Origin of the sequence: Bacteroides sp. GD17, from assembly GCF_038448625.1 — a bacterium.
Taxonomy (GTDB): Bacteria; Bacteroidota; Bacteroidia; order Bacteroidales; family Bacteroidaceae; genus Bacteroides.
On record NZ_JBCEZS010000004.1, the window covers coordinates 103,723 to 116,857 of the forward strand.

The window sequence follows — 13,135 nt, forward strand, 5'->3', positions numbered from 1 at the left end:
GCATCGTCTCCGCCACCGGAACTATAGATGGCTGGAGCAATGCTACGGCGGACGAGGACTTGACGAAAATCGACGAAGTCGACATCGACGCCAACGGCATATATAACTACAAAGTGAAGAATGCCCGTACCCTGCAAGCCATAGTAAACTGGATGCGGAACGGCGGCACGCCGCCCTTACTGCCGGCAGGCACCAACGACGAAGTGCCCCACTGGACAAGAATGGCAACCAACATCACCCTGACCGACGACATCACCCTGACCGACCCGGCCACCGCTGACGGCAGCAACTGGATGCCGTTAGGGGAGCCCAACAGCTACTACACCGGCACCTTCGACGGTGGAGGCCACCAAATCTCGAACCTCGTCATCCGCACCCCAGGATATAATTCTAAAAGCGGCCTCTTCACCCAACTAGAGCAATACAGCACGGTGAAGAACCTGATACTGAAAGATGCCGTCATCGAAACCAATGACAGGAACACTTGCTGCGGCAGCATAGCGGGAACGAACTACGGCACTATCAAGAACTGCCACTTCGTGACATCGGGCACAGAAGGCAAGGGCCGCATCACAATGAATACCGGGGGCTTATACGGTGGCATCGCGGGAGAGAACATGTCCTACGGCACCATTATAGCATGCAGCTACGACGGTGTCTTCATTAATAACAAGGGCAATGCTAGCATTGGCAGCATCGTGGGCATCAATAAAAACAGCGACCCCTCCACCATCCTTGGCTGCTACTCTACAGCAGAGAATGTAAATGTTGCGGGTAGCGTGGCTCTAGGTGCCTCCCTCCCACAAGGCTGCTTCCCTGCCTACAATACCAAGTTCGGCTCCATTGCCGACCTGAATAACAATGTGCACCTACTGAATGCCACCATCTACGGCAACAACAACAGGGGGAAAGCGAACGAAGATAAATTCCCCTTCCACTACGTGGCCGGCGGCGACGGCAACACCCCACCCGTGCTGACAGCAGGAGCGCCCGAGCTCGAGAGCGACCTGGGGGGCATCAAGATCCAGGACGATGTCTGGCAGATAAGTACGCACGAAGACCTGATGACCTTTGCCTACGTCGCAAGCACAGGCGGAAACAACGCCAAGCTGAACGCCAAGCTGACAACCGACATCGCCCTGCCCGAACCGATCGACGCCGCCGACGGCAGCAACGCCAACGGTAACGGCAGCAACTGGACGCCGATAGCCGGAACGAAGGCCGAACCCTACATCGGCACCTTCGACGGCGGAGGCTATAAGATAAAGAACCTCGTCATGCGCACCGCGGCAGCAGATGTCAACAACGCCCTCTTCGCCTACATCGGCACCAGCGGCATGGTGAAGAACCTGACGCTGGAAGATGCCGAAATCGTCAGCACCTATGTAGACTACTCCACCTACTGCGCCGGCATCGCGGTAGAGAACAGAGGCATCATCGCAAACTGCCACTTCGTGGCTACGGGCGTCAAGGGCAAGGGCGTAGTAACAAGCAAAAGCTGCTATAACAACGCCGCCGCCGGCATCGCGAGGAGTAACTATGGCACCATCATAGGCTGCAGCAACAGTGGCACCATCACGGGTGCTCCCGGCGGTACCGCCAGCACCACCGCCGGCATCGTGCAAAGCAACAGCGGCGGCACCATCGTAGGATGCAGCAATAGCGGCACAGTTACGGGCTGCGATGCCCATGGCATCGCAGGATACGACAGTCCATATAGCAGTAGCCAATTCATTGCCTGCTACACCACTGCAGAAGGCAGCAATATAGCAAGCACGAGCCTTGATAGAATCAAAGGTTGCTACCCCCCCTGCAACAGCGCCTTCGGCAGCGAGGGCAGCGCAGCAGACGGCACCAACAAAAGCTCCATCGAGGATATGAACCAGAGTTACATAGGCCACATGAACCTCGCCATCTATGCCTACAACGAAGGCATCGGAATGGCGGCAGAGAAGAAGTTCCCCTACCAGTACACGATCGGCAGCGGCAGCAATCTGCCCACGATGAAGAATGAAGCACCCACGTACCAAAGTGCCATTTCCCAATTCAGTGTCAGCATCACACCCGGCACAGGCGGCAGCTCCGACACCTGGCAGATAAGCACCCTCAAAGACCTGCAAGCCTTTGCTGCCGTCGTGAACCTGGGTGGAGACTACGCCAAGCTGAACGCCACGCTGACGGACAACATCACCATGCCCTCCAACAGCAGCAGCTGGACGCCGATGAAAAACTATGCCGGCTGCTTCGACGGCAAAGGCTACTCCATCCAAGGTCTCAACATCAATGGCAGAGAAGGTGATTTCGGCTTCTTCGTCAACATCACCGAGTACGGCAGCGTGAAGGATCTGACACTAGTGGATGCCATAATCAACGCCAGTTCCGGCTCCGCCGCGGTGGGTGGCATTGCGGTAAGAAATCGTGGCACCATCACCAACTGTAACATCAGCGGTAGCTTGAATAACGACAAGGGTAAATGTGGTGGCATTGTGGCAGAGAATGTCGGCATCATCATGACCTGCACCAACAGCAGCACCGTGACGAACAACAATGATAACTGCGGCGGCATAGCGGGAGACAATACCGGCAGCATCATAGCCTGCACCAACAGCGGCACAATAACGAGAAAGGACAGGACGGACTACGTAGGCGGTATAACAGGATACAGTAGCGGCGCTATCATAGCCTGCACCAACAGCGGCATAGTAAATAACAGCACGGATGGCGCAGGCGGCGTGGTAGGGTACAACAACACTGGCNTATAACAGGATACAGTAGCGGCGATATCATAGCCTGCACCAACAGCGGCATAGTAAATAACAGCACGGATGGCGCAGGCGGCGTGGTAGGGTACAACAACACTGGCAACACTCGCAACGTTATATCCTGCTACACCATAACTCAAAAGAGTCGTGTGTTAAATACCAACAGCAATGGCAGTTCTCCTGCCATAAACTGCTATCCTCCAAACGACGACGAAGGCAAACAAAATAATTTCGACGACAGCCAGTACACCATCACCGGGCTGAACAGCTACGTGAGCACGCTGAACGAGGGCATCACGGGCTGGAACAAGGACAAGCAGACGACGGACGCCAAGTACTGCAACTACCACTTCGATGCCGGCAGCTCCTCCGACAGCACTCCGCCCAAGCTGGTGGAGGGTGCGCCGGAGTAGCAGATTTGAAATCCAAAACCGCGTCTGCCACACCCAAAACAGAAACAATGAACCTAATAAAAAGATAAACAATGAAGAAGACTTATATACATCAACCGGAAATAATGAGCTTCGTCAACCTCATCAGCCTACTGCTCGTCAGCCTACTGACGAGCACCGCCTGCACCGACTCGCTGACCGACGACACCCTGCCCTTGGACGGCGCTCGCACCATCAGCCTAGGCCTCTGCCCACCCGCCAAGCCCGGCTTTGAGGAAAAGGGAATCGGCACCCGCTCCGACATCCCCGGATTTATCGTCCCCACCACCGATTGGCAGGAAGACGACCGGATACTAGCACAAATCTCCCTCCAATGTCTGGACGCCAGCCCCAAAATGACTGACGTCTACACCATCTACACCACCCTGCAATACACCAAGGCCGACGAGGCCGGCACCGACTTCTTCTGGAAACCGGACCTCAACAACACCGGCAGCATCTACTGCAAGCCCGGTAGTATCCCCAACTTCTACCACAGCAACATCAATTTGCCCTTGCTGACCATCGGCGACAACAACCAACTCCTCCTCAACCTGCCGCAAGAAGTCATCAATGCCAATCAACTTAAGGTGGAGGTTAACCTGAGCTATGCACCCGGCATGGAGTGGAACATCGTAAGCAGCACGAACCCCGAAAACGCCACCATCAACATTGTCCGTAGCACCGGCACCGACACCGGCAACACCGAATTCTGGACATCCACCTTCAATCACACCTACACCCTCACCACCAACAACCTATCTTCCCTCACCATCGGCGGCAGCGGCAACGACGCGCCCGTCTTCACCCCCATCGGCTCCCGCCTGCGCATCTATACCGGACAGGGAGGAGACCAAGTCACCCTCACCTGCCCTCTCTTCACCCCCGCCAACAAAAATAAAACGATCGTCAGTTCCGAAGCCGTCACCGGCCCCACCAACCCCGCCACCGCCGACGACGCCACCGATGTCACCGGCTCCACCTACACCGCCACCACCGACGACAACGGCAACGCCTACTTCTACGGCTTCACCCCCGCCGACACACCGCTGGACGGCATCATCGGCAACAGCAACACCGACACCGACAAGAGCTTCACCGTCATCGTTCAGCTCAAACAGCAGGGCGGCACCTTCACCGACCCGGGAATCCTCATATTCAAAGCCAGCCACAACTCCACCGTACAGCTGCCCAACCCTGCCACCGAGGCCAACGCCGCCCGAACCTTCGTCATCGACGCCAGCTTTGCCCGTCCGGCAGACGGGGTAGAGTGAGAGAGTGATAGGGCGATAGGGCGAGCATCAGGGCCTGAAACCCGCCAACGAAAGAATCAGAACTTATAGTAATAACGAAAAGAATCAGAACAATGAAAACGAACAGAATCATCAGTAGCAGTAGCTTCGGCAATAGTAATAGCTTCGGCAGCAGCTTCGTCCTGCTGTTTGCCGCCGCCCTCGTCCAGCTCCTCAGCCTGAGCGCCTGCAGCAAAGACAAAGAAGAATACTTCAACCCCGACGGCACTCTCATCAAGCACCCCGGCCAAGTCACCATCAACCTAGACGGAGTGCCGCAAGACCACACCGCCACCATCGCTCTGGCCTCCGCCAATGGCACACCCTACACCCTGCAGTCCGCCACTCCCACCTACGTGGAAGCAGGCTCCTACACCATCACCATCGTCAGCCACCCCACCACCTCTACCCTGCCCCAGCAGCTGGAAATACTACATGCCAGACCGGCAGAGGGTGGCAGCAACATCGCGTCCGGCACCGGCCTCCTCCGAATCACCCCCGACGACGACGGCTCACTCATCAACCTTCCCCCCATCAGCGGTGCCATCGCCCCCGTCAGCATCCTCCACAACGACAACACCCCGATCAGCCTCTCCCTACGTCCCCTGACCCGCGAAGTCACCATCAACGGACTGCTGCAAGGCCTTGACCCCACCACCGTCTCCACCCTGCATGCCACCCTCTACGGCCTCAGCAACGAACGTCCCATAGACCAACCCTTTGAAGGTATAACAAAAAGGGCGGCAGCAGCCGTCGGAAACATCGGAGGAGCAGCAGCCATCGAAAACGCCGGAACAACCCGCTCCTCCTCCCCCGACTACTCCCTCAGCACCCCCTTCACCCCCGCCGCCGACGGCACCTTCACCCTCTCCCTCCGCCTGCTGGGCATCGACCCCTCCCTGCCCCAGCGCCTCCGCCTCACCCTGACCTACCGCGACCCATCCGCCGCCCCCTACACCTACGAAGCCGACATCACCTCCCTGCTCACCGACTTCAACACCGGCCCCGCCAACCAGCCCGCACACCTCAACGCCACCCTCAGCTTCGGCCTGGGCGACATCACCACCACCATCACCAACTGGACACCCGGAACAGACCAGGACATCACCGGACAATAGCGCACCCGGAACAGCAGCACAAGGGTGGGTTAAAACAGACCTCATATAATGAAAGGCTTTCAACGATGATAGAAATGAATGAAATGATAAACATGAGTATCTCAAACTCTCCCGCCTGAAAGGGGGAGTACCCCGTAGGGGGGGAGGGGGTCTTATATAAGCAGAGAGTAACTTTGCAATAGATAAGTCCCTTCGGATGTAAGACCCCTCCGCCCTACGGGCACCTCCCCTTTCAGGCGGAGGAGTTTGAGATACTCTTGCTCATATCCTGTCAGGAAAGAAGAAAAGATTAGGAGAGATTGCTCAAAATATTATTCGCTTATTTTACGTAACTTATACAGTTTGCGTCCATTTTTTCTATCTTTGTCGCCAAAAGAGCACACGCCAATACGATGATAAAGATGAAAACGACTCACCCACGGCTCACCAACATCCCGACATTGATCGTCGCCCTGTTGCTACTACTGCTCACCGCCTGCCAGCACCGGCAACGCGCCACCAGCACCCCACAACACTACACCGCCGACACCCTGACGCAGCTCGACCGCCAAGCCCTGCAAAGCCCTCAAGCCGCCGAAGAAGTACTGCAACAACTAGACCAGCTCCACCGCAACAGCCAAGGTCCTCTCTTCAAACTGGAATGGGTGGAAGGAAACATCCTCATGAGACAACAGAAATACCTGCAAGCCGCCGAAGCCTACCGCAACGCCCTGGCCACCGACAGCGTGCAGGCCACCCCCCAATACTACATCAACCTCTGCAAAAACATCATGCTCCTCTACCACCGCCAGGAGCGAATGGACAGCGCCATGTACTACGCTGACCTCCTGCTGCGCCGCATAGACCGCGACGCCCTGCCCGAACGTGCCAAGCAGGACGCCTACTGGTGCATGAGCCAAATATACCACACCTACGGCGACACCCTGAACCGCAACGAAACCGCCCGAAAAGCCACCCAACTGGCCTGGCTCACCCTGGACGAACGCATCCGGACCCAATCGTACATGGCCCGCGCCCTGAACAATCTCTTCAACATCTACAGTCAAAACCTGGACTACGCCCTGCAAGAGAACAACCTCCCCGCCGCCGACACCCTGGCCCAACGGATGCAATGGCTCAGCGCCGGACTCGACACCCTTGTCCTCGGCCCCCATCACCCCGACGGAATCCCCCAATGGACCCTCCGGGAAAACCATCACCTGCTCTGTCACCAGCTGATCCGCCTCTGCCACGCCACCAACCATACCACCCAGGAGCGCCAGTGGATAAAACGCCTCGAAGCCGATGCCGATATCCACAACGCCGATGCTGCCACTACGACCGATGCCGAAGCAGCCGACGCCCAACTCCACCTGGCCGAATGCTACATACAAACCCGCCGCTACGACCGCGCCCTGCCCCTGCTCAGCGCCATCCGCCACCGCTACCAGCAAGCCCCGGACAGCATCAGCCAGGCCAATGCCGACGTCTGCCGCCAACTGTCCGAAGCGCTCCAGGCACTGGACCGCCCCGCCGAAGCCCTCTTGTGGCAACGCCGTAGCGAAACCCTGCAAGACAGCCTTCGCGCCCGCAGCAGCCACAGCGAAGCCCTGCAGTTGGCCGCCATCAGCCACATCAGCGAGCAACGCCTGCAGATAGACCGCCAGCAAAGCACCATCAGTCGCCAGCGCACCCGCCTCATCCTGCTTGCCGTCCTGTCGCTGCTCATCAGCATCGTCGCCGCCATCGTCGCCCTCCACTTGCGCAAAGTCAAACGCCGCAACATCGAAATGGTCCGCCAGATAAAGCAACAGCAAAAGCTGAACAAAGAATTACAACCAATTCCAGAGCCCGTTCTCTACTCCCCCCTCAACGACAACGAGCTGCCCCAGTGGTTGAAAGAAAAAGAAGAAAAACTGGACCGGCAGTATGTGCTCCAAAAACACTTCAGCGCCCTGCAGACGCTGATGCAGGAAGAAAAGCCTTATCTCCACTCCGACCTCAAGCCGAGCGACATCTGCACCCGACTGGACATCTCCGCCGCCGAACTGAACGCCGCCACCCAGGAAATGGCGCAACTGTCCCTCGGGGACTACATCAACCACCTGCGCCTGGAACATGCCCTCTTCCTGCTCGAAAGCTCGGAGTACATTAAAATTGCAGTCGTGGCCGAAGAATCAGGCTTCGGCAGCGCACGCCACTTCTACCGCCTCTTCCAGAAAGAGTACAACATGTCTCCGGCAGACTATCGCAATGGGGCAAAAGGAATGAACGCAACCTCATAAAAGCAAATCCAAGGCACAAAAAAAAGCGAAGCGTAATCAGGCACCCCTCCCGACACGCTTCGCTTCCATCAACAAAACAACCAACAAAAAAAACAGAAAAACAAAAAACAAAAAAAACAAGAAAGCAAACACAAACCAATACGACAAAACAATTATTTACATTCTATCAGGCACTTCGATACCCAGCAATCCCATCGCCAGGCGCACCACCTTCGCCACATTCTCCGAGAGTGTCAGGCGGAACACCTTCACCGCCTCGTCTGCCTCGCGCAGAATGCTGAAGTCGTGATAGAACTGATTATATTCTTTCACCAAATCGTATGTATAATTAGCTATAATAGACGGGCTATAGTCCTCGCCTGCCTGACGGACAACGGCAGCAAAATCCGCTACCATCTGTATCAAGCCTTCTTCCTTCTCGCTCAGTTCGATGCCTGTAGGCAACTGTGCCGGAATAGCAATACCGGCCTCGGCAGCCTTGCGCAGCACGGACTGAATACGTGCATAAGTATATTGTATGAACGGTCCCGTATTACCATTAAAGTCGATGGACTCCTTCGGGTTGAACGTCATGTTCTTGCGCGCATCTACCTTCAGGATGAAATACTTCAGTGCACCTAAGCCCACGATGCGGGCAATATTGTCCGCTTCTTCCTGTGTCAGGCCATCCAGTTTGCCCAACTCGGCGGAAGTCTCCTTCGCAGTGGCAATCATTTCCGCCATCAGGTCGTCGGCATCTACCACCGTACCTTCGCGGCTCTTCATCTTGCCTTCGGGCAGTTCCACCATGCCGTAGGAGAAGTGCACCAAGCCTTTTCCCCACTCAAATCCCAACTTGTCGAGCAAGATGGACAGCACCTGGAAATGATAATTCTGCTCATTGCCCACCACATAAATCATCTTATCGATGGGGTAATCGGCAAAACGAAGTTTGGCGGTACCGATGTCCTGCGTCATGTAGACGGAAGTACCGTCGGCACGGAGCAGCAACTTATGGTCCAGACCCTCACCAGTGAGATCGGCCCATACGGAGCCGTCTTCTTTCTTATAGAAGAAACCTTTCTCCAGCCCCTCCATTACCTTCTCTTTACCTTCGAGATAGGTATTGGATTCATAATAAATCTTATCAAATGTCACTCCCATCATGCGGTAAGTTTCGTCGAAACCGGCATATACCCAGTCGTTCATTTTCTTCCATAAAGCACGCACTTCAGGGTCGTTGGCCTCCCACTTCACCAGCATTTCGCGGGCTTCCTTCATCAGGGAAGATTCGGCTTCAGCCTTTGCCTTGGCTTCTTCCTCGTTCAGACCTTCGCTCTGATATTTCGTCGTCAGTTCTTTCACTTCTGCCTTGTAATGCTTGTCGAAGGCTACGTAGTAATCACCAATCAGATGGTCGCCCTTCTTGCCGGAACTCTCGGGGGTCTCGCCATTACCATACTTCTGCCATGCCAACATGGACTTGCAGATATGTATGCCGCGGTCGTTTACAATATTCGTCTTCACTACCCGGTTTCCGTTGGCCTCCATGATGTTGGCGAGCGCACAGCCCAACAGGTTGTTGCGCACATGTCCCAGGTGAAGCGGTTTGTTGGTATTGGGCGAGGAATACTCGATCATCACCAGCGGAGAAGCATCGGTGGCAGCCACTACGCCGTACTGCTTGTCTGCATGAATACCGTTCAGCAGTTCGATCCACGCGGAAGAAGCAATTGTCAGGTTCAGGAATCCCTTGATAACGTTGAATGCCGCTACCGAAGGCTCGTTGGCCTGCAAATACTCGCCTATTTCTTGTGCCGTCTGTTCCGGTCCTTTCTTCGACATACGCAGAAAAGGAAAAACGACCAGCGTGAGGTGTCCCTCAAATTCTTTCTTGGTCTTCTGCAACTGCACTTGTGCGGCAGGCACATCCTGTCCGTACAGCGCTTTCAGCCCGCTGATGACGGACTCTACCAGTTTTTGTTCTATATTCATGATTCCAAATGTATTTTCCGGGGGCAAAGATAGCGTAAACCAAAATCAGTACAAAACAATAAACCAAAAAAGGAGGCACTTTATAGCACCTCCTTTCTTTTTTACTTGAGTATACTTAACGCTTATTCAGCTGTCAGTTCTGCTCCCGGTTTGAATTTAACCACTTTCTTTGCCGCAATGTGAAGCGGCTGTTTAGTTGAAGGGTTAATACCCGTACGTGCAGCTCTTTCTGCAACAGAGAATGTTCCGAAACCTACCAATGAAACCTTTTCGCCGGTTTTCATTGCTTTACTTACTGATGCAACAAATGCATCCAATGCCTTCTTTGAATCAGCTTTCGTCAAGCCGGATTCAGCAGCCATGGCGTTAATAAGCTCTGCTTTATTCATAATGCTCAAATTAATTAATTATATGTTACACAAAAGATATTCTCTCTCTGCTTTCACAAACTTCCACAAAAATAGAGCAATATTTCTGAATATCAAATAAAAACATTAAAAAAAGATTGGAAATCAACGAAAAAAGAGGATTAGAACCGGCATTTTCTGTTATGGAACAGAATTTATTTGTACTTTTGCCACAAATTAGAATAAAGCAACAGATTATGAATACGATACCAACCGTTACTAAAAACCTCTTAATCATCAATGTGCTGATGTTTCTGGGCACCATTGTCGCCCAAAGTTACGGCATTGACCTGGCCAAATACTTGGGCTTGCACTTTTTCCTTGCCGGTGACTTCAATGCAGCGCAGCTGATTACATACATGTTTATGCATGCCGGATTTGCACACATATTCTTCAATATGTTTGCCGTGTGGATGTTCGGACGCATACTGGAACAAGTGTGGGGGCCGAAACGCTTCCTTTTCTATTATCTGGTGTGCGGTATCGGTGCCGGTGTGGTTCAGGAAATCGTACAATACATACATTACGAAACAGTGCTCTCTGCCTATGACAGCGTAAATACCGGGTTGTCCATCATTCCGATGAAGGAATATCTCAACATGATGACTACGGTGGGTGCTTCGGGCGCAGTATATGCCATTCTGCTGGCATTCGGAATGTTGTTCCCTAACCAGCAAATGTTCATCTTCCCGCTGCCGTTTCCCATCAAAGCAAAGTATTTCGTCATCGGATATGCCTTGATTGAACTGTATGCCGGATTTGCGAACAGTGCAGGAGACAATGTGGCTCACTTTGCACACTTGGGAGGTATGATATTCGGTTTTATCCTGATTATGTATTGGAGAAGAAAGAACAGAGGAAATGGCTACTATTATAACTGATCTGAAAGAGAAATTCCGCAAAGGGAATATATATATCCAACTGATTTACATCAATGTGGCGGTATTCGTCCTCACCACGCTGACGGAGGTCATGCTCCAGCTCTTCAACCGGAGTCTGGGAGGAGTATTCGAATGGCTGGAACTGCCGGCATCCCTTACACGCTTCATCTTGCAACCGTGGTCGCTGCTGACATACATGTTCATGCATGCCGGACTGATGCACATACTGTTCAACATGCTGTGGCTCTATTGGTTCGGAGCGCTGTTCCTGAACTTCTTCTCGGCCAAACATCTGCGGGGAACATACATTCTGGGAGGCATCTGCGGCGGATTGCTCTACATGGCAGCCTATAACATCTTTCCGTATTTCCGTCCCATGACGGACTACTCCTTCATGCTGGGTGCTTCGGCCTCCGTGCTTGCCATCGTGGCTGCCACGGCCTATCGCGAACCCAATTACCCGATACGCCTTTTCCTCTTCGGTACCCTTCGCCTCAAGTATCTGGCGCTGATCGTAATCGGCACCGATTTACTGTTCATCACTTCCAGCAATGCCGGCGGACACATCGCCCATCTGGGTGGTGCACTGGCAGGTTTGTGGTTTGCTGCCTCACTCAGCAAGGGGAAAGACATCACTGCCTGGATCAACAAATCGCTGGATGCACTTATTTCCTGGCTCAGTTTTAAACCCCGGAAGCCAAAAATGAAGGTGCACTACGGTGAGAACCGACAGAAGGATTACGATTATAACGCCCGGAAGAAAGCTCAATCCGATGAAATAGACCGCATCCTCGACAAATTGAAAAAGTCCGGATACGAAAGTCTGAGCACAGCGGAAAAGAAAAGCTTGTTCGATGCGAGCAAACGATAATCAACTATCAATCATCAACTAAATAGTGAAGCATCTCGGTACTTTTGTCGCTCTACTGATCTTGGCGGTCAATGCCCTGTTTACGGGCTTGCTGCTTTTCACCGCCTATAGCCCGCACATCCAGCCGGTCACGCATCCGGTGCAGTCGTGCCTGGGACTGGCATTTCCCATTTTCCTGGTGATAAACGGATGTTTCTTTATTTTCTGGCTGGTCATTCAGCGTTATAAATCGGCATTGCTACCTTTGATAGGCTTCCTGCTCTGCTACCCACAGATACGCACTTATCTGCCCATCAACTTCCGCACGGACCATTTGCCCGAAAATAGCATCAAACTGCTCTCCTATAACATTATGGGCTTTGATGGTGCCGTTAAGCAGGACGGCAAGAATCCGATACTGACTTATCTGAAAGAAAGCGATGCCGACATCCTTTGCCTGCAAGAATATGTCACGGTAGAATCGTCCCGCCATCTTTCGCAAAAGGATGTGGAACGGGAACTGAAAGCATATCCCTATCACCGCATCAATCAAATAGGCAAGGGGCATACCAATAAAATAGCCTGCTATTCCAAATACCCTATCCTCTCGGCGCGCGTACTCGATTATCCCAGCGAATACAACGGTTCAGTAGTATACGAATTGAAGATAGAGGGAGATACCGTTATGGTCATCAACAACCATCTGGAATCCAACAAACTGACCAAGGCCGACAAAGTAGTGTACGAAGACATGCTGAAATCTCCCGAGAAAGAGAAAGTGAAAAGCGGCGCGCGCCTGCTGGTACGAAAACTTGCAGAAGCTTCTGCAATCCGTGCCCCGCAAGCTGATACCATTGCACGCGAAATAGCCACCTCACCGCACCCTTACATCATAGTCTGCGGCGACTTCAACGATACGCCCATCTCCTACGCCCATCGCGTCATTGCCCAAGACCTGGACGACGCTTTTACCAAGTCGGGACGGGGGCTCGGTATCTCTTACAACCAGAACAAATTCTATTTCCGGATAGACAATATATTGATAAGCAAGAATCTGAAAGCCTACAACTGCACTGTAGACCGCTCCATCAAAGATTCCGACCATTACCCGATATGGTGCTATATCGCCAAAGAAAAGTGAAACAATTAATATCTA

The 13,135-nt window shown here is 53.3% G+C and carries 9 protein-coding genes; 7 read left to right on the plus strand and 2 right to left on the minus strand.

What is annotated here, in order from left to right; translation table 11 throughout:
* Positions 1 to 2,911 precede the first annotated feature (2,911 nt).
* From AAE250_RS07770 to AAE250_RS07785, 4 genes are all read left to right on the plus strand, one after another.
* A complete protein-coding gene (locus AAE250_RS07770) occupies positions 2,912 to 3,175 on the plus strand; it encodes a hypothetical protein (RefSeq protein WP_342288857.1) in 264 nt (87 codons plus the stop codon).
* Between the two features lie 71 nt (positions 3,176 to 3,246).
* Positions 3,247 to 4,467: a hypothetical protein gene (locus AAE250_RS07775; protein ID WP_342288858.1), complete on the plus strand. Its 1,221-nt coding sequence runs from the start codon at positions 3,247 to 3,249 to the stop codon at positions 4,465 to 4,467.
* 92 nt (positions 4,468 to 4,559) lie between these two features.
* The gene (locus AAE250_RS07780) at positions 4,560 to 5,603 is read left to right on the plus strand and encodes a hypothetical protein (protein ID WP_342288859.1); all 1,044 of its coding nucleotides are present in this window, start codon (positions 4,560 to 4,562) and stop codon (positions 5,601 to 5,603) included.
* Positions 5,604 to 6,004: 401 nt separating this feature from the next.
* Positions 6,005 to 7,867, plus strand: coding sequence for a helix-turn-helix transcriptional regulator (locus AAE250_RS07785; RefSeq protein WP_342288860.1), 1,863 nt, complete (start codon positions 6,005 to 6,007; stop codon positions 7,865 to 7,867).
* 156 nt (positions 7,868 to 8,023) lie between these two features.
* On the opposite strand, the gene argS is transcribed toward AAE250_RS07785, so the two are convergent.
* The gene (gene argS, locus AAE250_RS07790; RefSeq protein ID WP_294602655.1) at positions 8,024 to 9,841 is read right to left on the minus strand and encodes an arginine--tRNA ligase; all 1,818 of its coding nucleotides are present in this window, start codon (positions 9,839 to 9,841) and stop codon (positions 8,024 to 8,026) included.
* A 122-nt stretch (positions 9,842 to 9,963) separates the two neighbouring features.
* On the minus strand, positions 9,964 to 10,230 hold the full coding sequence (locus AAE250_RS07795; protein ID WP_294602658.1) for an HU family DNA-binding protein: 267 nt from the start codon (positions 10,228 to 10,230) through the stop codon (positions 9,964 to 9,966).
* Between the two features lie 215 nt (positions 10,231 to 10,445).
* On the opposite strand from AAE250_RS07795, the gene AAE250_RS07800 reads away from it, so the two are divergent.
* The 3 genes from AAE250_RS07800 to AAE250_RS07810 are packed head-to-tail and all read left to right on the plus strand — an operon-like array spanning position 10,446 to position 13,120.
* Positions 10,446 to 11,129: a rhomboid family intramembrane serine protease gene (locus AAE250_RS07800; protein ID WP_294602661.1), complete on the plus strand. Its 684-nt coding sequence runs from the start codon at positions 10,446 to 10,448 to the stop codon at positions 11,127 to 11,129.
* Positions 11,110 to 12,000, plus strand: a complete 891-nt coding sequence (locus AAE250_RS07805) for a rhomboid family intramembrane serine protease (RefSeq protein ID WP_294602663.1) — start codon at positions 11,110 to 11,112, stop codon at positions 11,998 to 12,000. Before AAE250_RS07800 ends, AAE250_RS07805 begins: the two co-directional genes overlap by 20 nt.
* A 25-nt stretch (positions 12,001 to 12,025) precedes the next feature.
* Positions 12,026 to 13,120: an endonuclease/exonuclease/phosphatase family protein gene (locus AAE250_RS07810; RefSeq protein WP_294602666.1), complete on the plus strand. Its 1,095-nt coding sequence runs from the start codon at positions 12,026 to 12,028 to the stop codon at positions 13,118 to 13,120.
* Positions 13,121 to 13,135 lie beyond the last annotated feature (15 nt).

What these genes read in the sequence shown, in the direction of transcription:
- AAE250_RS07775 (WP_342288858.1), top strand. Translation starts at nt 3,247, where the DNA reads ATGAAGAAGACTTATATACATCAACCGGAAATAATGAGCTTCGTCAAC.
- AAE250_RS07780 (WP_342288859.1), top strand. Translation starts at nt 4,560, where the DNA reads ATGAAAACGAACAGAATCATCAGTAGCAGTAGCTTCGGCAATAGTAAT.
- AAE250_RS07785 (WP_342288860.1), top strand. Translation starts at nt 6,005, where the DNA reads ATGAAAACGACTCACCCACGGCTCACCAACATCCCGACATTGATCGTC.
- argS (WP_294602655.1), bottom strand. Translation starts at nt 9,841, where the DNA reads ATGAATATAGAACAAAAACTGGTAGAGTCCGTCATCAGCGGGCTGAAA.
- AAE250_RS07795 (WP_294602658.1), bottom strand. Translation starts at nt 10,230, where the DNA reads ATGAATAAAGCAGAGCTTATTAACGCCATGGCTGCTGAATCCGGCTTG.
- AAE250_RS07800 (WP_294602661.1), top strand. Translation starts at nt 10,446, where the DNA reads ATGAATACGATACCAACCGTTACTAAAAACCTCTTAATCATCAATGTG.
- AAE250_RS07805 (WP_294602663.1), top strand. Translation starts at nt 11,110, where the DNA reads ATGGCTACTATTATAACTGATCTGAAAGAGAAATTCCGCAAAGGGAAT.